This window comes from Rhodanobacter sp. L36 (assembly GCF_009765755.1).
Taxonomy (GTDB): domain Bacteria; phylum Pseudomonadota; class Gammaproteobacteria; order Xanthomonadales; family Rhodanobacteraceae; genus Rhodanobacter.
This window is the reverse complement of record NZ_LMUV01000011.1, coordinates 491,544-514,991: the sequence shown is the minus strand read 5'-3', so window position 1 is coordinate 514,991 and position 23,448 is coordinate 491,544. Positions and strand designations below refer to the sequence as shown.

Annotated in this window: 18 protein-coding genes and 12 tRNA genes; 8 read left to right on the top strand and 22 right to left on the bottom strand. The window is 58.5% G+C overall.

What is annotated here, in order from left to right; all coding sequences use genetic code 11:
• Nucleotides 1-9 precede the first annotated feature (9 nt).
• The 3 genes from GSQ73_RS12095 (at nt 10) to GSQ73_RS12085 (ending at nt 317) form a co-directional block, all read left to right on the top strand.
• Nucleotides 10-85: transfer RNA gene (locus tag GSQ73_RS12095), tRNA-Ala, on the top strand.
• Between the two features lie 7 nt (nt 86-92).
• A tRNA-Glu gene (locus GSQ73_RS12090) sits at nt 93-168 on the top strand.
• Nucleotides 169-240: 72 nt separating this feature from the next.
• Nucleotides 241-317 (top strand) — tRNA-Asp (locus GSQ73_RS12085).
• 46 nt (nt 318-363) lie between these two features.
• On the opposite strand, the gene GSQ73_RS12080 is transcribed toward GSQ73_RS12085, so the two are convergent.
• Nucleotides 364-828: a DUF1249 domain-containing protein gene (locus GSQ73_RS12080; RefSeq protein ID WP_158884302.1), complete on the bottom strand. Its 465-nt coding sequence runs from the start codon at nt 826-828 to the stop codon at nt 364-366.
• A 25-nt stretch (nt 829-853) separates the two neighbouring features.
• Entirely contained in the window at nt 854-1,669 is an 816-nt protein-coding gene (locus GSQ73_RS12075) for a pyruvate, water dikinase regulatory protein (protein WP_158884300.1), read from the bottom strand.
• 234 nt (nt 1,670-1,903) lie between these two features.
• Between GSQ73_RS12075 and ppsA the strand changes: the two genes are divergently transcribed.
• Nucleotides 1,904-4,276 carry a phosphoenolpyruvate synthase gene (ppsA, locus tag GSQ73_RS12070; RefSeq protein ID WP_158884298.1) on the top strand — a complete coding sequence of 791 codons (2,373 nt, stop codon included), beginning with the start codon at nt 1,904-1,906 and terminating at the stop codon, nt 4,274-4,276.
• An 87-nt stretch (nt 4,277-4,363) separates the two neighbouring features.
• Nucleotides 4,364-4,453 (top strand) — tRNA-Ser (locus GSQ73_RS12065).
• 89 nt (nt 4,454-4,542) lie between these two features.
• Here GSQ73_RS12065 and GSQ73_RS12060 read toward each other — a convergent pair.
• Nucleotides 4,543-5,367, bottom strand: a complete 825-nt coding sequence (locus GSQ73_RS12060; protein ID WP_158884296.1) for an oxidoreductase — start codon at nt 5,365-5,367, stop codon at nt 4,543-4,545.
• A gap of 271 nt (nt 5,368-5,638) precedes the next feature.
• Here GSQ73_RS12060 and GSQ73_RS12055 point away from each other — a divergent pair, with 271 nt between their 5' ends.
• The gene (locus GSQ73_RS12055; RefSeq protein WP_158884294.1) at nt 5,639-6,340 is read left to right on the top strand and encodes a protein phosphatase 2C domain-containing protein; all 702 of its coding nucleotides are present in this window, start codon (nt 5,639-5,641) and stop codon (nt 6,338-6,340) included.
• Nucleotides 6,341-6,353: 13 nt separating this feature from the next.
• Here the strand turns inward: GSQ73_RS12055 and dnaQ are convergent, their stop codons facing one another.
• From dnaQ to GSQ73_RS12040, 3 genes are read right to left on the bottom strand one after another with little or no spacing between them, the layout of a single operon-like run.
• On the bottom strand, nt 6,354-7,064 hold the full coding sequence (gene dnaQ, locus GSQ73_RS12050) for a DNA polymerase III subunit epsilon (RefSeq protein WP_158884292.1): 711 nt from the start codon (nt 7,062-7,064) through the stop codon (nt 6,354-6,356).
• Nucleotides 7,061-7,504, bottom strand: coding sequence for a ribonuclease HI (gene rnhA, locus GSQ73_RS12045; RefSeq protein WP_158884290.1), 444 nt, complete (start codon nt 7,502-7,504; stop codon nt 7,061-7,063). Before rnhA ends, dnaQ begins: the two co-directional genes overlap by 4 nt.
• 25 nt (nt 7,505-7,529) lie before the next feature.
• Nucleotides 7,530-8,213 carry a methyltransferase domain-containing protein gene (locus GSQ73_RS12040; protein WP_158884288.1) on the bottom strand — a complete coding sequence of 228 codons (684 nt, stop codon included), beginning with the start codon at nt 8,211-8,213 and terminating at the stop codon, nt 7,530-7,532.
• Between the two features lie 243 nt (nt 8,214-8,456).
• Between GSQ73_RS12040 and gloB the strand changes: the two genes are divergently transcribed.
• Together gloB and GSQ73_RS12030 are read left to right on the top strand one after the other, a co-directional pair.
• Nucleotides 8,457-9,221, top strand: a complete 765-nt coding sequence (gene gloB, locus GSQ73_RS12035) for a hydroxyacylglutathione hydrolase (RefSeq protein WP_158884286.1) — start codon at nt 8,457-8,459, stop codon at nt 9,219-9,221.
• Nucleotides 9,218-10,444, top strand: coding sequence for a LysM peptidoglycan-binding domain-containing protein (locus tag GSQ73_RS12030; RefSeq protein WP_254063399.1), 1,227 nt, complete (start codon nt 9,218-9,220; stop codon nt 10,442-10,444). Before gloB ends, GSQ73_RS12030 begins: the two co-directional genes overlap by 4 nt.
• Before the next feature lie 152 nt (nt 10,445-10,596).
• Here GSQ73_RS12030 and GSQ73_RS12025 read toward each other — a convergent pair whose 3' ends face one another.
• From GSQ73_RS12025 to rlmE, 16 genes are all read right to left on the bottom strand, one after another.
• Nucleotides 10,597-12,501: a SurA N-terminal domain-containing protein gene (locus GSQ73_RS12025; RefSeq protein WP_158884284.1), complete on the bottom strand. Its 1,905-nt coding sequence runs from the start codon at nt 12,499-12,501 to the stop codon at nt 10,597-10,599.
• A gap of 152 nt (nt 12,502-12,653) precedes the next feature.
• Nucleotides 12,654-12,730: transfer RNA gene (locus GSQ73_RS12020), tRNA-Asp, on the bottom strand.
• A 9-nt stretch (nt 12,731-12,739) separates the two neighbouring features.
• A tRNA-Val gene (locus GSQ73_RS12015) sits at nt 12,740-12,814 on the bottom strand.
• A 20-nt stretch (nt 12,815-12,834) separates the two neighbouring features.
• Nucleotides 12,835-13,107 (bottom strand): HU family DNA-binding protein, encoded by a 273-nt coding sequence (locus GSQ73_RS12010; protein ID WP_007511239.1) that lies wholly within the window; start codon nt 13,105-13,107, stop codon nt 12,835-12,837.
• Between the two features lie 345 nt (nt 13,108-13,452).
• Nucleotides 13,453-15,933 (bottom strand): endopeptidase La, encoded by a 2,481-nt coding sequence (gene lon, locus GSQ73_RS12005; protein ID WP_158884282.1) that lies wholly within the window; start codon nt 15,931-15,933, stop codon nt 13,453-13,455.
• A gap of 173 nt (nt 15,934-16,106) precedes the next feature.
• The gene (gene clpX, locus GSQ73_RS12000) at nt 16,107-17,402 is read right to left on the bottom strand and encodes an ATP-dependent Clp protease ATP-binding subunit ClpX (RefSeq protein WP_158884280.1); all 1,296 of its coding nucleotides are present in this window, start codon (nt 17,400-17,402) and stop codon (nt 16,107-16,109) included.
• A 108-nt stretch (nt 17,403-17,510) separates the two neighbouring features.
• Entirely contained in the window at nt 17,511-18,140 is a 630-nt protein-coding gene (gene clpP / locus GSQ73_RS11995; protein WP_158884278.1) for an ATP-dependent Clp endopeptidase proteolytic subunit ClpP, read from the bottom strand.
• Between the two features lie 37 nt (nt 18,141-18,177).
• Entirely contained in the window at nt 18,178-19,470 is a 1,293-nt protein-coding gene (gene tig / locus GSQ73_RS11990) for a trigger factor (RefSeq protein ID WP_158884276.1), read from the bottom strand.
• A gap of 85 nt (nt 19,471-19,555) precedes the next feature.
• Nucleotides 19,556-19,640, bottom strand: a tRNA-Leu gene (locus GSQ73_RS11985).
• A 314-nt stretch (nt 19,641-19,954) separates the two neighbouring features.
• Nucleotides 19,955-20,030, bottom strand: a tRNA-Lys gene (locus tag GSQ73_RS11980).
• A 37-nt stretch (nt 20,031-20,067) separates the two neighbouring features.
• A tRNA-His gene (locus GSQ73_RS11975) sits at nt 20,068-20,144 on the bottom strand.
• 15 nt (nt 20,145-20,159) lie between these two features.
• A tRNA-Arg gene (locus GSQ73_RS11970) sits at nt 20,160-20,236 on the bottom strand.
• 25 nt (nt 20,237-20,261) lie between these two features.
• Nucleotides 20,262-20,338 (bottom strand) — tRNA-Pro (locus GSQ73_RS11965).
• Between the two features lie 197 nt (nt 20,339-20,535).
• Nucleotides 20,536-20,612 (bottom strand) — tRNA-Arg (locus GSQ73_RS11960).
• Between the two features lie 223 nt (nt 20,613-20,835).
• Nucleotides 20,836-22,797, bottom strand: coding sequence for an ATP-dependent zinc metalloprotease FtsH (gene ftsH, locus GSQ73_RS11955; RefSeq protein ID WP_174236100.1), 1,962 nt, complete (start codon nt 22,795-22,797; stop codon nt 20,836-20,838).
• Nucleotides 22,790-23,443 (bottom strand): 23S rRNA (uridine(2552)-2'-O)-methyltransferase RlmE, encoded by a 654-nt coding sequence (gene rlmE / locus GSQ73_RS11950; protein WP_158884274.1) that lies wholly within the window; start codon nt 23,441-23,443, stop codon nt 22,790-22,792. Before rlmE ends, ftsH begins: the two co-directional genes overlap by 8 nt.
• Nucleotides 23,444-23,448 lie beyond the last annotated feature (5 nt).

Genomic DNA, 23,448 nt, shown 5'->3' with positions numbered 1-23,448 from the left:
TCCAGCGGCGGGGCCATAGCTCAGCTGGGAGAGCGCCTGCATGGCATGCAGGAGGTCGGCGGTTCGATCCCGCCTGGCTCCACCAACACATTGTCCCCATCGTCTAGAGGCCTAGGACATCACCCTTTCACGGTGGCGACCGGGGTTCGAATCCCCGTGGGGACGCCATCTCATCGCGACAACCGGCAACGGTGGAAGTGATCGGATGGCAAGTTGGGTCGCTGGAAGCGTTGCAAATGCGGAGTGGTAGTTCAGTTGGTTAGAATGCTGGCCTGTCACGCCGGAGGTCGCGGGTTCGAGTCCCGTCCACTCCGCCACTAACCGAAAGCCCGCCCTGTGCGGGTTTTTTGTTGCCTGTCGTTCTCAGCTCGACTGCTGCTGCAACGTGCCGATGGAATGTCCCTGCCCGGCCAGATATTCCAGCCAGCGCGACAGAAAGCCATTCATCTGCAGTCGATGCTGAAGCACCGTGTGCGCCGGCGGGAATGGCCCGAGCACTTGCCAAAGATGTCGACCCGGATGGCAATGCATCGCCTCGGCCACGTGTGCATCCGTGTACATGCGCAACTGTGCCGATGGCGCGCGCTGTCCGGTGTGCGTATCGACAAAGCTGTAAGTGAGTTCGAGTTCCAGCGTGTACGGATGGCATTCCTGTACCACCAGATGCACCGGCAAGCCATCGTCCACGTCCGACAGGTAATTGCCGGGAGCGAGTTGCTGCGGCCCGAACAGACGGCTCAGGCGATGGTAATTTTCCGCGTACAAACCCATCAGGAATTCGAAGCGTCCCGGAAGCAGGCTGTTGCGGCTGTCGAGTACGGCACTCATGAAATACGCAAAGACTCCGTCGTGATCAAAACATGGTCCGCTCGATACCGAAGCGGTCGAAGATCTTGCTTGCGATCTCCTCGATCGATACGTGCGTAGTATTGAGGCTGGGAATATTGGCCTGGCGCATCAGCCGATCCGCCTGTTCCAGTTCCCAGCGACATTGCTGGATCGTAGCGTAGCGACTGCCGGCGCGACGTTGCTCGCGGATCTGCGCCAGCCGCTGCGGATCGATGGTCAAGCCGAACAATCGATCTCTATATGGTCGAAGACGCGCCGGCAATTCAAGCTTTTCGAGGTCATCGTCAGTCAACGGATAGTTGGCGGCGCTGACGCCATAATGCAAGGCCATATACAGGCACGTGGGCGTCTTGCCCGATCGCGACACGCCCACCAGGATCAGATCCGCCTGCGCATAATCCACGTCCATGCCGTCGTCGTGCGATAGCGCGTAGTTGGTTGCGTTGATGCGCGCTTCGTATTTGTCGAAGTCGACCATGCCGTGCGAACGGTTGACTGCACCGGAACGCTTGGCGCCGAGTTCATCTTCCAGCGGACCGATGAAAGGCGCGAACACATCCAGCATCAGCGCACCACTTTCCGCAACGATGTCGCACAGCGCGCGTTCGGCCATCGTGTTGACCACGATCGGACGCTCACCAGTTTGCGCGTAATTCGTCTTGATGCGCAGTGCAGCTGCTTCGGCTTTTTGTGCGTCGTCGGTGAAAGGCAGGCGGTGCTTGTCGAACTGCACGCCTTCGAACTGGGCGAGGATGCTGTTGCCGATCGTCTCCGCGGTAATACCAGTGGAGTCGGAGATGAAAAAAACCGTTCGCCGCATACAGAACCTTGATCGCCCGGGTGCAATGGTCAGCACCATAACCCATGCGTCAAATGCTGTCGCCGATTGACCGCTCGCTGACTGGTATGCAGTTGGAACGGCACATCGGCGCAATGGTCTTCTTGTGCTGCGCGTCATCGGCAGCGGACAATACCAGTTCTTTGTGACCCGCTTTTGCTGGCGTGGCACGTTCGATTTTCCGTGATTCCTTTCAGCGCTCTTGAGGAGATGATCTTGAACGATCTGGTGCTTTGGCTCGACCAACTGCGCATGACCGACCTGGGCAAGGTCGGCGGCAAGAACGCCTCGCTCGGCGAAATGATCGGCAACCTCGCCAAGCTCGGCGTGTCGGTGCCGGGCGGTTTCGCGACCACCGCCGATGCATTCCAGCAATATCTGGAAAAAAGCGGCCTGGCAAAACGCATCCTCGATCGCCTCGCAACCCTCGATGTCGACGATGTCGATTCACTCGTCGTTGCCGGCAAGGAAATCCGCGGCTGGATCGTCGATACCGCCCTGCCCGCAGAACTCGAGCAAGCCATTCGCGATGCTTACATCAAGCTTTGCAAGAATGCAGGTTCCGACGATATCGCCGTCGCTGTCCGCTCCTCCGCAACCGCCGAAGATCTGCCCGATGCATCATTCGCTGGCCAGCAGGAAACCTTTCTCAACGTCGTTGGCATCGACGATGTTTTGCACAAGGTGAAGGAAGTTTTTGCCTCGCTCTACAACGATCGCGCGATCGCTTATCGCGTGCATCAAGGCTTCAAGCATGAGGAAGTTTTCCTTTCCGCCGGTGTGCAGTTGATGGTGCGTTCGGATGTCGGCGCGTCGGGCGTGCTGTTCACGCTCGACACCGAATCGGGTTTCCGCGATGTGGTGTTCGTCACCGGCTCGTACGGACTCGGCGAAATGGTGGTGCAAGGTGCAGTGAATCCCGACGAATTCTACGTGTTCAAACCAACCCTGCGCGAAGGCAAGCCGGCGGTATTGCGTCGCAATCTCGGCGCGAAGCAACTGCGCATGGTGTATTCCAGCGCGCCCGGCGAACGCGTCAAGACCGAAGACACCCCCACCGAGTTGCGCAACAAATTCTGCATCAATGACGAAGACGTGCAGGAGTTGGCCCGTCAGTCGTTGATCATCGAAAAGCACTACGACCGCCCGATGGACATCGAATGGGCGAAGGACGGCAATACCGGCAAGATCTATATCGTGCAGGCGCGGCCGGAAACGGTGAAGTCGCGCTCGCATGCGACCCAGCTCGAGCGTTTTCATCTGCACGAAAAAGGCAAGGTGCTGGCCGAAGGTCGTTCCATCGGGCAGAAGATCGGCGCCGGCAAGGCGCGCGTCATTCGCTCGCTGAGCGACATGAACAAGGTACAGCCCGGCGACGTGCTGATCGCCGACATGACCGATCCCGATTGGGAGCCCGTGATGAAGCGCGCGTCCGCCATCGTCACCAATCGCGGTGGCCGTACGTGTCATGCAGCGATCATCGCACGCGAACTCGGCGTTCCCGCCGTCGTGGGTACCGGCAACGCGCTGGAGAAAATTCCGGACGGCGTGGAAGTCACAGTGTCGTGTGCTGAAGGCGACACCGGCACGATCTACGAAGGCATTCTGAAATTCGAGCGCGTCACCGCCGATCTCGGCGACATGCCCGAAGCCCCGCTGAAAATCATGATGAACGTGGCCAACCCCGAACGCGCGTTCGACTTCGGCATGCTACCGAACGCCGGCATCGGTCTGGCGCGTCTTGAGATGATTATCGCCAGCCACATCGGCGTGCATCCCAAGGCATTGCTCGAATACGCCAAGCAGGATGCCGAAACGAAAGCGAAGATTGATGAGCGCATCGCTGGCTATGCCGATCCGGTGAGCTTTTATGTCGACCGGCTTGTCGAAGGAATTTCGACCATCGCCGCGTCGGTCTATCCGAAACCGGTGATCGTGCGTCTTTCGGATTTCAAGTCGAACGAATACGCAGGCCTGCTTGGCGGATCACGCTACGAGCCGCACGAAGAAAATCCGATGATCGGTTTTCGTGGTGCCAGCCGTTACGTCGATCCGAGTTTCGCCGAGGCGTTCGCGCTGGAATGCCGCGCCGTCAAGCGCGTGCGCGAAGTGATGGGGCTGAGCAACGTATGGGTGATGATTCCGTTCGTGCGCACGCTCGGCGAAGGCCACAAAGTCATCGAGGTGCTGGCAAAGAACGGCCTCAAGCGCGGCGAGCACGACCTCAAGGTCATCATGATGTGCGAGGTGCCATCGAACGCCTTGCTGGCCGACGAATTCCTCGACATCTTCGATGGTTTCTCGATCGGCTCCAACGATCTGACCCAGCTCACGCTTGGGCTTGACCGCGACTCAAGCATTGTCGCCAACCTCTTCGACGAACGAGATCCGGCGGTCAAGAAATTGCTGTCGATGGCCATCAAGACTGCGCGCGCCAAAGGCAAGTACATCGGCATCTGCGGCCAAGGCCCGAGCGATCATCCGGATCTGGCGGAATGGCTGATGGAACAAGGGATCGAATCGGTGTCGCTGAATCCCGATACGGTCGTGGACACCTGGTTGCGGCTGGCCAAGAAAAAGGCTGGTTAACCCCGAAGCCGGCTCGCCGCTGGCCTTGTCTCACCCCCACCTACCGCGTAAACTTCGCGGCTCGCGCGGACCACGCGCACCCCCTCTGGAGAGGTGGCAGAGTGGTCGAATGTACCTGACTCGAAATCAGGCGTAGTGGTAACACTACCGAGGGTTCGAATCCCTCCCTCTCCGCCAGTAGCGTAACGCTTTACACGATCCCGGCCAGTGCCGGGATTGTTGTTTCTGGAGTTCGCACTTAGGCCAGGAAGCTTTGATCTCGTGAATCAGCTTGCGAACTCGGTCGCCGACGCTGCGTCGCGCCACTGGTCCATTTCTTTCTCGAGTCTGGAAATCTTTCCTGCAATGCGCGCAAACGCATCCGCGCCCAGAGGAAGGCGAAGAGGTGGCGCGCCCGATTCGATCGCATCGATGATCACCGCAACTGCCCTTGCGGGATCGCCGGTCTGAGTGCCACTGCGCGTCAATGCTGCTTGCCGCATCACGCCGGCGGTTTCCTCGTACACGTCGAGAATCTTTGCGGCCTTCCGGATGGATGAAGGCGAAAGGAAGTCGGTGCGGAAATAACCCGGTTCCACGATCGTGACCGTGACGCCGAAAGGTTTGACTTCGAGCTCAAGCGCTTCAGACAACCCTTCGACGGCGAATTTGGAAGCGTTGTAAAGCCCATTGCCAATCGAACCTGTGATGCCGCCAATCGAGGAAAAATTCACGATGTGGCCCGATCGATTCGCTCGCAAGTAAGGAAGTGCTGCACGAATCACGTTCCATGTTCCGAAGAAGTTCGTCTCGAAAACTTTTCGGGCTTCCTCCGTCGAGACTTCTTCAACAGCACCGACAAGTCCAAATCCTGCATTGTTCACGACGACGTCGATGCGCCCGACCCTGGCGATCGCTTGCGCGATCGCATCGCCACTCTGCTGCTCGTCGGAGACATCAAGTGCAAGCTCGATGAGATCCTTTTGTGGTTCCAGGGAGGAACCATTTCGCGTCGTGCCGACGACTACGTGACCACGCCGCAACAGTTCATCCGCGAGCGCCTTGCCAAAGCCGCGGGAGATGCCTGTGACGAACCAGATTTTTGAAGTCATGACGGTGTATCTCACGTGTGTTCATGGATGGGTTGGTTTCACACCGCCGAGATGATTGGCACAAGCGCTGATTGGAAGCGGACCCTCGCTCGGCGACTTCTTCTATACCCGACACGTTTGCACTGAAAATCGCCCTGAAGTGGTACATGATCGTGCCAATTTGATCGGTGAAGAGCTGGGCTCGTGTAACGACAAACCTGGGAGAACAGGTTCGTTTTGCGCACTTTGCCGACATCCGTCATGCTTCGCGTCATTGCATATCAGATATCCCATGATCGAATTCGGACACGGCACGCACGTCGGCTTGCGTCGCACGCGCAATGAGGACACTTATTACGCTGATGCGTCGCTCGGCCTGTTTCTCGTGGCCGATGGCATGGGCGGACATCAGCACGGTGAAGTCGCTTCGGCGTTGGCGCGCGACACGGTGGTCGAGTTGATTGCGGCGGGCCACAGCCTGATCGAAGCGGTGCAGACCGCGGGCGAGCGGGTGCAGGCTAGAGCGCGTGCCTCGCATGACCTGCTGCCGATGGGCACGACGATCGCGGCGTTGCGGATCACCGCCGATGGTTACCAGGTCGCATGGGTCGGCGATAGCCGCATCTATCTGTGGTCGGGCAGCTTGCGCCAGATCAGTCACGATCACTCGCTGGTCCAGGTGCTGGTTGAAGCCGGGCAACTGGATCCTGCACGCGCGGCGCAGCATCCGCAACGCAATGTGTTGACGCAGGCGCTGGGTGTCACGGCGGCAGAACAATTGCATATCGGCATGGCGCGCGGCGCGCTCGAAGCAGGCATGAATTTTCTGCTCTGCAGCGACGGGCTTACCGAGTGTGTCGGCGATGCCGCGATCGCGCGCGTGATGGCGCGGATCGACCTGGCTTCGCAGGAATGCGTGGATCAACTGCTGCTGGACGCGCTCGATGGTGGCGGCGACGACAACATCACCGCGATCATCGTGCGGTCGTCCTGATTCTTTCGCAGCCTCAATCGGCCTGACGCCAGACACTCTGTCCGCCCGCGCTCTTGTCCAGCGCATCCAGACGCTGCTCATGCAGGACCAGTTCGTCGTTGGCCGCGCGCAATACCAGCGGTCGTACGCGCAGTGATACCGGAATCACGATCACGGCCTGCTGACGCTGGTCGCCGACGCGTTCGAAGCTGAGGTCGAGCGCGCTCTGGCCCGAGGTCATCGCGAGATAGACGTCCGCAAGCAACTGCGCGTCGATCAATCCGCCATGCAGATCGCGCCGGGAGTTGTCCACGCCAAGCCGCTTGCACAGCGCGTCCAGGCTGTTGCGTTGTCCGGGATATCGTTCGCGGGCCATGGCGAGCGTGTCGAGCACGCTGCAACGGTCGCCGATTTTTCCAAGACCGTTGGCGAGCAGCGCGAGTTCGGCATTCAGAAACCCGATGTCGAAACTGGCGTTGTGGATGACCAGCTCGGCGCCGTCGATGAATGCCAGAAACTCTTGCACCACTTCGCCGAAGCGTGGCTTGTCGAGCAGGAACTCGTCTTCGATACCGGTGACCTGACGCGCGCCTTCGTCGATCGCCCGATCGGGATTGAGGTAGGTCTGATAGTGCCTGCCGGTCAGCCTGCGTTCGATCATCTCCACACAGGCGATTTCGACCAGTCGATGACCTTGCCGAACTTCAAGGCCGGTGGTTTCCGTATCGAGAATAATCTGCCTCATGCCCTGCCCTTCATCAGCTCGGCCTGTTCGCGCGCGGCAACATCGACCCTCTCGTTTTCGACATGGCCGTTGTGGCCACGTACCCATTGCCAGCGAACCTTATGAGCGCCGACAGCGTCCGACAATCGCTGCCACAGATCCTGGTTCTTGACCGGCTTTTTATCGGCAGTGCGCCAGCCATTCGCGCGCCACTTCGGCACCCACTCCTCGATGCCCTGCATGACGTAGCGCGAGTCGGTCGTCAACACGACCTGGCACGGACGCTTGAGTGCTTCGAGCGCGCCGATCGCCGCCATCAACTCCATGCGGTTATTCGTCGTGGCCGGATCACCACCGGCCACCATGCGTTCTGCATCTTTGGCGCGCAACAGGGCGGCCCAGCCGCCCGGGCCGGGATTGCCGAGGCATGCGCCGTCGGTGAAGGCTTCCACTTCGCTCATCGTGTCTCACGTTCATCAAGGAAATTCATGACGCCGGATGGCGTCGGGCACCGGGCGAGAGACTGCCGCCTGCCGGGACACGCATGCTGACCGCTCTGGATCGCAAAGGCGAGACCGCGCGACGACGCTTGCGCGCTATCAGCACATAACCGCCGCCGAGCAAACGAGCTTGCGAGTCATCATCGCTACGTCGCGGCAGGAGACGGCCCACTCGTTGCGCGCGTTCCACGTCCATGCCGGCTTGTCGAAGAACGCGACTCAACCAGAACGGAGCATGCAATGCACGACGAAGATTGCGCGTGTTCCAGTGAAACCAGGGCGCCCATCCACTGATCGGATGCACGCCGGTCACGATCAGCACGCCACCGGGCGCAAGCACACGCACTGCCTCGCTCAGCAAGGCCGAGGCGTTCGGGACGACTTCCAGCGCGTGGCGCAACAGCAGCAATTCGAATGCGTCGTCGACGAAGGGTAGCAACTCGTTGGACGAGGCGCGCACTTCACCGTCGTATCGCTCACCGTCAACATGCAGTTTCGCCCAGTGACCCAGCATCGGCAGTGCCGGAGGAGATTCACTCAGGGAAGCATCAACGACCAATGCGTGCGTGCCGAAGCAGCGCTGCAAATCAGTGCACATGCTGCGCATCTGTTCACCCAGCAAGCGGCGCATGGGCGTGCTGGCATAGATGTCGTGATTGCGTTGAAGCATGCAGCCGTTCCCGTTCCGGTTCTCGCCAGAGTGTAACGGCTACGACCTCGCACGGCCGATGCAGCACCAGTGATACACCGCACGAGAGTTGAACGACGGCGACCGGGTTAACGCATGTCTAACGAGTCCGGTACCGAGCCTCTCTATAGTCGGGCGCTTCGTGTCGTCCGGACGATGGATCGGTCCGGCCGAAGGGGTCACAAGCCGGTCACCCGGATGCCATCCATCACAGCGGAGCTTTCCGTGCACGTCATCCCTCTTTCGGCATTCAACGACAACTACATCTGGCTTTTGCACGACGACGACGGAAACGCCGTGGTCGTCGACCCGGGCATGGCGGACGTTGTCGAACGCGCATTGATATCGCGCCACCTGACGTTGCAGGCGATCCTGCTCACTCACCATCACGACGATCACATTGGGGGCGTGTCTGACCTGCTTGTCCATCATTCGGTTCCGGTTTACGGACCGGTGGACACGCGGATTCCACAAACGACCATGGCATTGAAAGACGGCGACACGTTTGCATTGGAATCCCCGAAAGTTCGGTTCGAAATACTCGCCATTCCAGGCCACACGCTCAGCCATGTTGCATACGTGGGCGAAGGCCTTTTGCTGTGTGGTGACACGATGTTCAGTCTCGGATGCGGACGGTTGTTTGAAGGCACGCCGGCACAGATGCTTACCTCACTCGATCGGTTGGCCGGATTGCCCGACGAGACGCTGGTATGTGCGGGTCACGAGTACACGGAAACAAACAGCCGCTTCGCACTTGAGGTGGAACCGGGTAATCGCGAACTGCATCGTCGTGCCGGAGAAGTTTCCACCCTGCGCGCGGAACATCGGCCGACATTGCCGGTCTCCCTTCGTGAAGAACTGGCGACCAATCCATTCCTTCGGTTGGACCGGGACGAAGTCATTCAATGGTGTCGCCGACAAGGGGTTGGCACCGATCGCGTCGCACGTTTTGCGGCATTGCGTGCAGCCAAGGACGTTTTCAACGGATGAAAACATCGATACGTGTCCTGCCGATGGCGATCTCGATGTTGCTCGCTGCGTGCGCGAGTGCGCCGACGCCGATCCAGCATCCCGCTGCTCCGATCCACATGACGCCGGCCATCAACGTCGAAAACATTGCCACACCTGCGCCGAGCGACAAGACAGTCGCCGATACGCAAGACACGGGTGGCTGGGACCAGTTGCGTGCCACGTTTGCCATGTCCGATTGCGACGCGGATCCTTCGATTTTGCAATGGGCACATCGCTACACGCAGAATCCACGGCAGTTCGAAAACCAGATGGCTGAGGTACTGCCGCGGCTGGCCTATGTACAGCAGGTCGCAGCGTCTTACGATGTCGCGGGTGAATTCGTCCTGCTTCCGTGGATCGAAAGTCATTTTCAGACGTCGCCTGGCCACAGAAATCGTCCCGCCGGCATCTGGCAGATCGTGCCGACCACCGCAGGATCGATGGGCCTGCACGTAGACGGGAAATACGATGCGCGCCTCGACGTTTCGGCCTCTGCACACGCGGTGATGAAGCTGCTCAAAACCTATCACGACGAATTGCACGATTGGCGACTCGCTGATTACGCCTATAACGCTGGCGAATTCAAGATACGCAAGATGGCCCAGTCGCGAGGCCTGCCACCCGACTCGCCGGTAATTCCGAAATGGCCTGTGCAACGAGTCACGCGGGAACATCTCACCAAATTGCTGGCCATTGCATGTGTGGTGCGCGAGCCGGATCGCTTCCATGTCAGCCTTCCGTCGTTGCAGGCGGACGAAAAACTGGTGCAGGTGGATATCCCACACTCGATGCCGATGACGCAAGCCGCAGCACATGCCGGTATATCACTGGGCGCCATGAAGGAACTCAATGCGGCGTTCCGCAGCGACATGATCGATGCGGGCACATCACGCCATCTGCTCATGCCAGCCAGTCATGTCGATCAGTTCCAGACAGCGTCGCTGAATCCATCGAATTCTCCATCGACTGAAGAACGTTCCACTGCGGGCATTCTCGCGGCGGATCAGTCCACCGCGCCGATGGCGGCAACTCCTTCTACGCGGCGAACGAGTCGAAAGACGCACAAGGTGAAACGTGGCGAAAGTCTCTGGCAGATCGCCCATCACTATTCGTTGAACGTCACCCAGTTGCAGCAGTGGAATCACTTGCGCGGACAAGCGATCAAACCCGGACAAGTTCTCCAGCTTGGCGATGAGGATTGACCAAGCTGCCGCGCTCTTGCAGCAGCTGATGGAACACCCGCAGGATCGAAGCGCCTTGAGAAATCGAATTGCGCTCAGCACCATCGAACATCAAAAGAAAAAGGACAGCGCAGGCTGTCCTTTTTTTTTTTCGAAGCGCTGAAGAATGTTTTCTACAACAGGCTCTTGTTGTATTTGATATCGGTCTTTGACTTCAGCAGATCGATCAACTCCTGCGTCGTCACGATGCCGTAGACCTGGCTCATGCTTTGCCGCAGCGAGTCGCGCTCGGATGCTGAGATCTTGGAAAGATCGCCGTCCTGCACATCGTCCACCGCAAGCAACGCATAGCTTCCGTTCTTCATGTCCACCGATGCGTACTGAGACTTGCCCGGTGCCGGGTGCGGCAACAAAAACGATTCCGTGAGCAGCGGAGCCGGCAGGTCGGAGTGACCGCGAACCGCTTCCTTCACCGTCTGCACGCTCGCGCCGAGTGATGTGGCCACGGCAGCCATGTCCTCACCCTTGCGCAGACGTACCACGCCCTCCTCGGCCTTGGTCTTCTCTGCATCCGCGATGCGCTCGCCGAGAATGCGTTTCTGCACGTCGGCTTTCACGTCCGCCAGTGACCGCGCCGCAGCAACCACATGTTTCTCGACGTGGATAACCGCCGAATGATTGGTGCCCAGATCGATCAGACCAGAGTTGTTTCCCTGCACAAGCACGTCATCGCTGAATGCTGCGGCGATCAACTTCGGGTTACCCGCAACGCCGTCACCACCCTTGCGGGAAAACAACGGCGTTTCCTTGATCGTCATACCGAGCGCTGCGGCTGCAGGCTCCAGCGACGAAGGGTTCTGATAGGTGTTGTCCGAAAGTTTGCCAGCCACTTCGTTGTACTTGCGATCACGACCTGTGCCGGTGGTCTCCTTGACCAGCTGGTCGCGGACCTCGGCATAAGGCTTGGAATCGCCACTGCGAACATCGCGCAACCAGATGATGTGATAGCCATCCGGTGACAACACGGGCTTGGAAATCTGGCCCTTTTGCAGCGCGAACAAGGCGGTATCGAACGCAGGATTGGTGACTCCTTTCTCCAGCCATCCCAAGTCGCCACCCTGACGCTTGGAACCGAGATCTTCCGAACTTTGCGCGGCGACTTTCGCGAAGTCGGAGGGCGTCGCCGATGCGGCAATCTTGTCGGCTTTCGCCAGAGCGGCTTTCTGCTGGTCGGGCGTTGCATTCGCGGGAACGTCGATGAGGATGTGCGATACGAGCCGCTGCTCTGGTTGCACGAAGCGCTGCTTTTCGTCCTCGTAGCGTTTCTTCAACTCATCTTCGCTCGGTGCGGCATCCGGCGGGAGAGCGGCGCCATTGACCTCAATGTATTTCACCGACACCTGCTCGGGATTCATGTAATCCTCGAGATGCGCCTTGTAGTAGGTTTCGATCTGCGCGTCCGTGACCTTGTCATCGGCCAGCGTTGGGCGCGGCACCAGGAAATAACGCAGGTCACGCCGCTGGCTGGCGATCGCGAGGAATCGATCAATCTGCGCATCGCTGACGATGGTGCTGTCGTTGATGGCATCGGGCAGCAACTGTGACGCGAGCGATGAACGAATGCTGCTTTCGAACATGTCCGACGTCTGGCGCTGACTGGCGAGATACGTGCGATAGGTTGTCGGATCGAACTGGTTGTTTATCTGAAAGCCCGGAATCGCAGCGATGTAATCGCGAACCGCCTGATCCGAAACCCGCATACCCCAGTCTTCATTCGCCTTGAGGAGCACTTGTTGATCCACCATGGCATCCAGCACGCGCTGCTTCGACTCCGGCTTGTCGAACTCGCTCGCATCGAAGTGCTCACCCTGCTGCGCGCTGGCTTGCTGCCGCAGTTGGTTCATTCTGTCCTGATAGTCGCGCTGACTGATTTCATGCTTTCCGACTTTCGCGACAAATGTGTCCTGACGCGACGTGAAATAGCTTTCCATGCCGAACAGCGACATCGCCAAAACGCAAACACCGAGAAGGATGGCGGCCGGCCAACCATGCATCTTGTTACGCATTGCCTGCAGCATTGATATTTCCCGCAACGTGGTTGGAAGCGCGTGAGACACGCGATGTATCGATGACTAGTTCACCGTGGTTTGCATAGCCATCACCATCGGTGTTGCATGAAACGCCCGGCGTTCAAATGACAAGGGCGCCACACGGGCGCCCTTGCGAACTGTGGCGGAGTGGACGGGACTCGAACCCGCGACCTCCGGCGTGACAGGCCAGCATTCTAACCAACTGAACTACCACTCCGCATTTTTCTGGTGGGTGCTGTAGGGATCGAACCTACGACCACCGCCTTGTAAGGGCGACGCTCTACCGCTGAGCTAAGCACCCGAAACCAAGCGAATAGCCGCTTAGTTTAGGGCATCCTTCAGGGTCTTGCCAGCCTTGAACGCAGGCACCTTCGACGCCTTGATCTTGATCGCTTCGTTGGTGCGCGGGTTACGTCCGGTGCGCGCTGCGCGCTTGCGCACGGTGAACGTACCGAAGCCCACGACCGAGACGTCCTCGCCCTTTTTCAACGACTTTTGCACGGTCTCGAAGAAAGCTTCGAGAGCGCGGCCGGCGTCGGCCTTGGTCAGCTCGGCCTTCTCGGCAATGGCATTGATCAGATCGGTTTTATTCATGAAAAACTCCCTTAATTCGGTTTCGCCAGTGTAGTCAGTCTGGGACGCGACAACGCCGGCATGGATGGTTGGCTCTTGCTTGGCGCCGTTACGCAACCCCGCATCGTTGCGCTTGATGAAGACACGCCAGGATTGCGGTAGCGCCTTTATACCAGTGCCTTGCCGGCAACCGCAACACAAGCTGCAGCAACGTTTCCCGCAGAAATGTCATCAACAAAATCGCTTGCAAATTCGACCTTGAACGACTACGGAAATTGTTTCGTTTGATTACGACGGCGAACGAAAAAATGCCTCGCGACAGCGAGGCATTTTTTCTCAAACTCGAAACCGCAAAACCGAGACGGATCAGTGAGTCCGCGAATGAACCTCGGTTTGTTCTGCACTTGGTGCGGCGCTAGCTTCATCCTTCGCGACAACGGGCTGAAGCGGACGTTCGAGCGCGATGTCCAGTACTTCGTCAATCCATCTTACGGGATGAATTTCCAGCGAGGACGTAATGTTTGCCGGCATGTCGGCCAGATCTTTCTTGTTGTCTTCAGGAATGATGACCGTCGTGATGCCACCGCGATGCGCCGCCAGCAGCTTTTCCTTCAAGCCACCGATGGGCAGCACACGACCACGCAGGGTTATCTCGCCCGTCATCGCCACTTCGGAACGAACCGGAATCTTGGTCAACACGGAAACCAGCGCCGTGCACATCGCGATACCAGCACTCGGTCCATCTTTGGGTGTTGCACCTTCAGGCACGTGGATGTGTACATCGAGTTTCTGATGGAACTCCGGATCGATACCCATCTGATCGGCGCGAGCACGCACCACCGACAACGCGGCTTGGATCGATTCTTTCATGACATCACCGAGCTGACCGGTGTGCACCAGCCTGCCCTTGCCCGCCACGACGGACGCTTCGATGCTAAGCAGTTCGCCACCGACTTGGGTCCATGCAAGCCCGGTCACTAGACCGACTTCGTTCTGCAGCTCCTTGCGGCCGTAATCGAAACGACGAACGCCCAGATAGTGTTCAAGATTCGACGAATCGACATTGACGCGACCTGGGATTTTCTTTGATTTGGCATTTTTCGCGGTAGCGCTTTTCGCAGCCGCCGCTTTCCTGATTTGCTTCACCTGGCCAAGCGTCAATTCCTTCACCACCTTTCGGCAGATCTTGGATATCTCACGTTCGAGATTGCGCACGCCGGATTCGCGCGTGTAATAACGAACGATATCGCGCAGCGCTTCCATGTCGACGTCGAGCTCTTCCGGCTTCAGTCCATTTGCCTTGAGCTGTTTCGACAGCAGATATTTCTGCGCGATGCCGAGCTTTTCGTCCTCGGTGTATCCGGGAATCCGGATCACTTCCATGCGATCGAGCAGCGGGCCGGGAATATTCAGCGAGTTCGCGGTAGCGATCCACATCACTTCCGACAAATCCAGATCCACTTCCAGATAGTGGTCGTTGAAAGCGTGGTTTTGTTCGGGGTCGAGCACCTCGAGCAACGCCGATGACGGGTCGCCGCGAAAATCCATCGACATCTTGTCGATTTCGTCGAGCACGAATAGCGGATTTTTAGCACCGACCTTGTTGATGTTCTGCACGATACGGCCGGGCATCGAGCCGATATAGGTGCGGCGATGCCCACGAATCTCCGCCTCGTCGCGAACGCCACCCAGGCTCATGCGGACAAATTTGCGATTGGTCGCCTTGGCGATGGACTGGCCCAACGAAGTTTTGCCCACGCCGGGCGGACCGACGAGACAGAGAATGGGGCCTTTCATCACCGAGACGCGCTGCTGCACCGCGAGGTACTCAAGGATGCGATCCTTGACCTTTTCCAAGCCGAAGTGATCGGCGTCGAGCACCTCCTGCGCGAGCTGCAGATCCTTGTGCACCTTGCTGCGCTTTTTCCACGGAACGCCAACCAGCCAGTCCAGATAGTTGCGCACGACCGTCGCTTCGGCGGACATCGGCGACATCTGCTTCAGCTTGCCAAATTCCTGCCGCGCCTTGGAAAGCACAGCCTTGGGCATGCCGGCTTTTTCGATTTTTTTCTGCAGCTCCTCGATCTCGTTAGTGCCCTCTTCGTTGTCGCCGAGCTCTTTCTGGATCGCCTTCATCTGTTCGTTGAGGTAGTACTCGCGCTGGCTCTTTTCCATCTGCGACTTGACGCGGCCACGGATGCGCTTTTCCACTTGCTGCAAATCCATCTCGCCGTCAACCAGACCGATCAGCAACTCAAGCCGCTGCGCGACGTCGGCCGTTTCAAGCACCTTCTGCTTGTCTGCCATGCGCACGGAAAGATGCGCTGCGATGGAGTCGGCAACGCGCGATGGATCCTCGATACCCGACAGGCTGGCCAGCACTTCGGGCGGAAGCTTGCGGCTTTGCTTGACCAATTGTTCGAACAACGAGATCAAGGTGCGCGACACCACGTCCAGTTCGCGTTCCTTCGCGTTGTACACCGGCTCGATCACGCGCGAGCGCGCGGTCAGCATGCCGGACTCTTCCTTGAAATCTTCGACCTGGACGCGCGACTGGCCTTCTACCAGCACCTTGACGGTCCCATCAGGCAGCTTGAGCAACTGCAGCACGCCAGCGAGCGTACCGATCTGATGAAGGTCCTTGATCTCGGGATCGTCAATGTCCGGGCTTTTCTGGGCGACCAACAGAATCTGCCTTTCTCCTTCCATCGCACGTTCCAGCGCGCGCATGGATTTGTCGCGGCCGACAAAAAGCGGAATGACCATGTGCGGATACACGACGACGTCGCGCAGCGGCAACACCGGCAAGGCATCGATCGTGGCAGGCACGGGAACGTTCTTGGCCATGGAAGATGGGTTTCCTAAGTGGTTCTTGATCGGACTCGACCCGACACTGCGCCGGGTGCTTCATCAGGTCAAGTGGAGGCAAAGATGCACGCAGTCAAGGTGTTGTCCAGCTTCTTAAAGCAGAACGGCCCCGGTGGATCACCGGAGCCGCTCACTGGCAGAAGCCGACGAAGTCAGGCGGCGTCGCTGCCGCTTTCTCCCGCAACACGCTGCTGGAGATTGCCGCGATAGATCAAATAGGGCTCAGCATGGCCGTCGATAACCGCGTCGTCGACCACCACTTTGCTGACGTGCTCGAGCGAAGGGAGCTCGTACATGGTGTCGAGCAAGACCTGCTCGAGGATGGTGCGCAGGCCGCGAGCACCAGTCTTGCGCTTCAACGCTTTCTTGGCGATCGCCTGCAGCGCTTCGGGCCGGAATTCGAGTTCTACTTCTTCCATCTCGAAGAGTTTCTTGAACTGCTTCGTCACCGCGTTCTTCGGCTCGGTGAGAATCTTCACCAATGCAGGCTCATCCAGCTCGTCCAGCGTTGCAACAACTGGCAGGCGTCCGACAAATTCCGGAATCAGACCAAAACGCACCAGATCCGCAGGCTCCACATCGGACAGCGTCTTGCCCAGATTTTCGGTACGCTCCTTGCTGCGGATTTCGGCCGAAAAGCCGATGCCCGTGGTCTCCGAACGCTGCTGGATCACTTTTTCCAGGCCGGCAAACGCGCCACCGCAAATGAAGAGAATGTTCTTGGTATCGACCTGCAGAAATTCCTGCTGCGGATGCTTGCGGCCACCCTGTGGCGGCACCGACGCCAAGGTTCCCTCGATCAGTTTCAGCAGCGCCTGCTGCACGCCCTCACCCGATACGTCACGGGTGATCGACGGATTCTCACTTTTGCGCGAGATCTTGTCGATCTCGTCGATGTACACGATGCCGGACTGCGCTTTCTCGACGTCGTAGTCGCACTTCTGCAGCAACTTTTGAATGATGTTTTCGACGTCTTCGCCAACGTAACCCGCTTCGGTCAACGTCGTGGCGTCCGCAATCGTGAACGGGACATTGAGCAAGCGAGCGAGCGTCTCGGCAAGCAAGGTTTTGCCCGAGCCCGTCGGACCGATCAGCAGAATGTTGGATTTGCCAAGCTCGATATCGTCGCTTTTCTGACGCGACTCGATCCGCTTGTAGTGGTTGTACACGGCGACCGCGAGCGCTTTCTTCGCGCGCGTCTGACCGACCACATACTGATCGAGTGACTCGCGGATTTCGCGCGGCTTGGGCAACTGTGTGCGCCCGGAGGCGGATTTTTCCTCCAGCTCCTCGCGGATGATGTCGTTGCAGAGCTCCACGCATTCATCGCAAATGAACACGGACGGACCCGCGATCAACTTGCGCACTTCATGCTGGCTCTTGCCACAGAAGGAGCAATAAAGAATCTTGCCGTTGTCGCTGGAACGCCCCTGCCGGTCGTCACTCATTTTTCGATCCCGCTTGTAAATCAGAATGCGTCGCGAGAATAACACAGGGCTCCGGGTCTGCAGGCAGGCCCGGAACGCTCGTCGCAACTAGCTGGTTGAACCTGAAAATCAGGCGGACTTCACGGTTTCGCCGGAACGCTTCTCAAGCACCTCGTCGATAAGGCCATAGGCCTTTGCGTCCACGGCGTTCATGAAGCGATCGCGCTCCATGTCCAGCTCGATCTTCTCGATCGGTTGGCCTGTGTGCTCGACGTAAAGCCTGTTCAGGCGCTCGCGGATGTAAAGAATCTCGCGTGCCTGAATCTCGATATCGGTTGCTTGTCCCTGCGCGCCGCCCGAGGGCTGATGGATCATGATGCGTGAATTCGGCAACGCAAACCGCTTGCCCTTGGCGCCCGCCATCAGCAGGAAAGAGCCCATGCTACAGGCCTGACCGATGCACATCGTACTGACGTTCGGCTTGATGAACTGCATGGTGTCGTAGATCGCCAGTCCCGCAGTTACCGCGCCGCCCGGGCTGTTGATGTAGAACTGGATATCCTTGTCCGGATTTTCCGATTCAAGAAACAGCATCTGGGCGACCAGCAGATTGGCGACCTGATCATTGACTTCGCCAACCAGGAAAATCACCCGCTCTTTCAGCAGGCGCGAATAGATATCGTAGGAACGCTCGCCACGGGCGGTCTGCTCGACGACCATCGGTATCAAATTGAGGTTCTGGATCTGATCCATGGCCATGTTTGCAGTTCTCCAGTTGAGGAGCCTGACGAAAAACTCAGGCGTTGGTCGGGCGCATCACCTCGTCGAAACTCAGATCCAGATGTGTCGTGGCGGCGTGATCCGCCACCCACTCCGCCACCTGATCTTCGATCACTCGGTTCTGCAGTCCAGACATCAATTGGGGATCGCCGTTGTAGAGTTCAATGACCTTTTCGGGTTCTTCGTAGGTGGAGGCGATTGCAGCAAGCTGCTCGGCCACCAGTTTGCGATCGATTTTGATGTCCTGCTTCCGCGCAATTTCTCCCATCAGCAAACCGGCGATGACTCGCTTGCGGGCAATCGGCATGGCTGCATCCACCAACTGCGGCGGCGGCTGTTGTCCGCGCGGCACACTTGCAGTAGCCATGTTGTTGGCTTCGGACTGGACCATCAGCTTCGGAACATCCAGATCACCATGGAGATCGGACAGCTTCTCCGCAACCTCGGACTTGAGACGCGCCATCAACGCAGCCTTCAGTTCACGCTCGAGATTCGCGCGAACTTCCTTGCGGAAAACTTCGAGATCGCCGTCGGCGATGCCGAACAACTTGGCGAACTCTTCGTCGATGTCCGGCAGCTTCGCTTCCTGCACCTTGATGATGTTGAAGTCGACCGCGGCGGCTTTGCCGGCAAGCTGCTCGTTGCGAAAATCTTCCGGAAAAGTGATCTCGGTTTCAAAGCTTTCCCCGGCCTTGCGACCGGTCAATGCTTCGTCGAGCGCCTTGAACAGGGTGCCTGAGCCGATGACGCTTCCGGCGCGCTCCTTGCCCTCTGCAGGGAAACAGTAATCGTCCACCTGAGCCGAGTATTCGAACATGACGAAATCCGTGTCGGCCGAAGCGCGATCGGTTTCCTCGAAACTGCGACGCTGCTGACGCAGGGTTTCCAGCATCTTGTCGATATCGGCATCGGTCACGGTGGCCACCGGACGATGAATCTCCAGCGCGCTCACGTCGACCGCCGGAAACTCCGGCATGATCTCGAACACCGCGGTGTACGCGATTTCGCCATTCTCCGGCTGCCCGGTCGTGTTGATGGCAGGGTTTGCGATTGGCTGGAGTTTCTCCTGTTCGACCGCCTCGCGCAGCGTGCTGCCGATCAGGTCGGAGAGCACTTCGCCGCGAACCTGATCGCCAAAACGCTGCTTGATCACCGTGGTGGGCACCTTGCCAGGGCGAAAGCCCTTCAAGCGGACGGTGCGACCCATCTCTGCGATCCGCGCACTCACCTGCGTTTCGAAACGCTCTGCGGGAAACTTCACCGTGAGCTTGCGCTCGAGCGTGCCGATGTTCTCAACCGAAACCTGCATGACGTCTCCTGGTACTACTTGGTGTTATGGGCCCGCACGAGGCACCACGGCGACGAATCGCCTGCAAAAAAGAAAATCATGGGCATGGTGCGAAAGGGGGGACTCGAACCCCCACGGGGTTAACCGCCAGAACCTAAATCTGGTGCGTCTACCAATTCCGCCACTCTCGCGCGCCACCCTTTGCCAGACCTGCGCAATCCCTGATCCGAAGTCGGAAACCATGGAGCACGCGCTCCGGAACGGTCTTCGATCACCCTCATTGCGTCCGTCTAAGTCGATGATTCCCTTGTACGAAAGCGATCCATTTTACGGTCGCAAAGCCCTGCAGCACAAGCACGGATAAGGCAAATCAGGAACATTCCGGCTTTCATCGCGTTTGAGGAAGAGTCGAATTCTCGAATACCCAAGTCGCTCGTACAACGCACGCCCTTTCCAGAACTCTGAAAGCAGAACGCCGGTCGCATGCGACCGGCGTTCTGGTGATTGGTGGGCCGTGAAGGATTCGAACCTTCGACCAATTGATTAAGAGTCAACTGCTCTACCAACTGAGCTAACGGCCCTTGAGTTGACGACTGACAGCAAGGGACTGCCTGAAACTGGGGTGGATGATGGGATTCGAACCCACGACAACCGGAATCACAATCCGGGACTCTAACCAGCTGAGCTACACCCACCATAAATCTTGTAACTGGTGCGCCCGACAGGACTCGAACCTGCAACCGTCGGCTTAGAAGGCCGATGCTCTATCCGGTTGAGCTACAGGCGCAGTCACCGCAGGCAGAACGCGTCGCTGGTCGGGGCAGAGGGATTCGAACCCCCGACTTTTGCGTCCCAAACGCAACGCTCTACCAGACTGAGCTATACCCCGCTTTCGAATCCCCGATTCATCACCATCGGAGCCTGGAAATGTTACGGGTGACGCCTCGCTCAGTCAATCCGTATCGAAGCACACCAAGAACATTTGAATCAAAAACATGTGTGGCAAATGTTGTATCCATCAAACTGATCAAGCTATTCGATGAAAACAAAACGGGGTGCAAAGCACCCCGCTTTACTGAATAAAAATGGTGCGCCCGGAGAGATTCGAACTCCCGACCACCTAGTTCGTAGCCAGGTACTCTATCCAACTGAGCTACGGGCGCACTGAAAAAATCTTCGGCTGTCTTCAGGACGTTGGGGCATCCTTCGGCAAACCGAGAAGCGGAATTATTCAGACTCCGCCCCGACGCGTCAACACTTTTCGATAAAATATTTCATCACACGACTGCGTTTACAAACGAGAAACGTGTTTTCGCGCCTGTGCAAAAACCTTCATGCTTCATTCGAACGACGATGAACGGCTGAATTAGACGTCCAAACGTGCAATCAGTTTTCCAGGTGATTTCGATTCTGCGTTGCGGGATCGCCGACCTTTCCCACGGGTGAGCCCGCATCACTTTTGGGCGGCGGCGGTGGTGGCGTCGAGCTGCTGGCAGTCGCGTCCTTCGTCCAATCGGCAGGCGGACCGGGTTCGCGGCCGGACATGATATCGTCAATCTGCCGCGCGTCGATGGTCTCGTATTGCAGCAAGGCATCGGCCATGACATGAAGCTTGTCGAGATTAGCTGTCAGCAACTCCTTGCTTCGGGCGTACGCACGATCGAGAATCCCGCGCACTACGCCGTCGATCTTGCTCGCTGTCTCGTTCGAGATGCTCTTGTGCTGCGTGACCGAGCGGCCTAGAAATACTTCGTCCTCGTCCTCGCCATAGGTAATCGGGCCAAGCTCGTCGGACAAGCCCCACTTGGTCGCCATGTTGCGCGCCATCTTGGTCGCCCGTTCGATATCGTTTGAAGCGCCGGTAGTGACCTTGTCCGCACCGAAGATCAGCTCTTCAGCCACGCGTCCACCGTAAAGCGAGCACAACTGCGACTGGATCGCCACGCGATTGATGCTGTACTTGTCGCCTTCCGGCAGATACATGGTGACGCCCAAGGCACGTCCGCGCGGGATGATCGTGACCTTGTAGACAGGGTCGTGTTCCGGCACCAGACGACCAATGATCGCGTGGCCGGCCTCGTGATAAGCGGTGAGCTTCTTCTCGTCTTCGCTCATCGCCATCGAACGGCGTTCGGCGCCCATCAGGATTTTGTCGCGCGCCTTGTCCAGATGAATCATGCGCACTTCGCGCGCGTTTTCGCGTGCCGCAAACAGCGCGGCCTCGTTGACCAGGTTCGCGAGATCGGCACCAGAGAAGCCCGGCGTTCCGCGCGCAATGGTCATAGCGTTCACATCGCTCGATGTGGGCACCTTGCGCATATGCACCTTGAGGATCTGTTCGCGACCGCGCACATCCGGCAAACCGACAACGACCTGACGATCGAAACGACCCGGCCGCAGCAGCGCAGGATCGAGCACGTCCGGACGGTTGGTCGCGGCAATCACAATGATGCCTTCGGTACCCTCGAAACCATCCATCTCGACCAGCAACTGGTTCAAGGTCTGCTCACGCTCGTCGTGACCACCACCGAGACCAGCCCCACGATGACGCCCGACTGCGTCGATTTCGTCGATGAAGATGATGCACGGCGCGTGTTTCTTGGCCTGCTCGAACATGTCCCGCACGCGACTCGCACCAACGCCGACGAACATCTCGACGAAATCCGAACCGGAGATCGCGAAGAACGGCACCTTTGCCTCGCCTGCAATGGCTTTCGCCAGCAGCGTCTTGCCGGTACCCGGCGGGCCGACCATCAGCACGCCACGCGGAATCTTGCCACCGAGCTTCTGGAACCGACCGGGATCACGCAGGAATTCGACGAGTTCGCCAACCTCCTCCTTTGCTTCATCGCAACCGGCGACATCGCTGAAGTTGACCTTGATCTGATCTTCGCCTTGCAGTTTGGCGCGCGAGCGGCCGAAACTCATGGCGCCACGACCGCCGCCGCCCGACTGCATCTGGCGCATGAACCAGATGAACACGCCAACGATGAGCAGCACCGGCAGCCAGCTCACCAGCAAACCGATCAGCGAGAAACCTTCGGACGGATCCTGACGAACCTCGACGTTCTTGTCCTGCATCCGCTTGACCACCTCGTTGGTGGTAAAGCCGAGCATCGGAGCGACCGTACGGAACGTGCTGCCGTCCTTCAACTTGCCGGTAATCGTCGCGGGCTGATCGGCACTGATCGTGGCGGTAGCCACGTTACCGTTGTCGACGTTCTGAACGAAGCCGCTGTAGGCGAGATCGGAGGAACCGGCCCCGTGCGGATTGAAGCTCTGGAACACCGCGAACAGCACGACTGCGATGATTACCCAGAGCAACACATTTTTCGCTGTCTCATTCATGCACGGTTCTCGCAGGTTGCGCCGCAGAAGGCTTTCGCCCCACCGCCAGCGCGTACACCTCACGCGAACGTGCGCGTGAGGCCTTGGGTTTACGCATGGTCACGCGCGTGAAGTCCGCGCGCAAGCTGCGCAAGTAGTCATCGAAGCCCGTTCCCTGAAACAACTTGATCAGAAACGAACCACCCGGCTTGAGCCACTGCCGGCTGAAATCGAGCGCCAGCTCTGCCAGATTCATCGCGCGAATCTGATCTGCCAGCGCCACACCACTCATATTGGGGGCCAGATCGCACAGTACAAGATCAAGCCTTTCTCCTTGAAGACGCCTTTCGAGCTCGCGCAAGACATCCTCCTCGCGAAAGTCGCCCTGCAGGAAATCCACGCCGGCGATGCTCTGCATCGGCAAAATGTCCAATGCGAAAATCTTGCCGCTTCCACCCAGACGCTGGCTGACCAGTTGGGACCAGCTGCCCGGCGCGGCCCCCAGGTCAACGACGTGGATTCCCGGCTTCAGCAATCGGTCTCGCTCGATCAACTCCTCCAGCTTGTACACCGCACGCGAACGCAGCCCTTCGGCCTGGGCTTTCTTCACATACTCATCATTGAAATGTTCTCGCAGCCAGACGGCGCTGCTCTTGCTGCGGGCCATTGCGC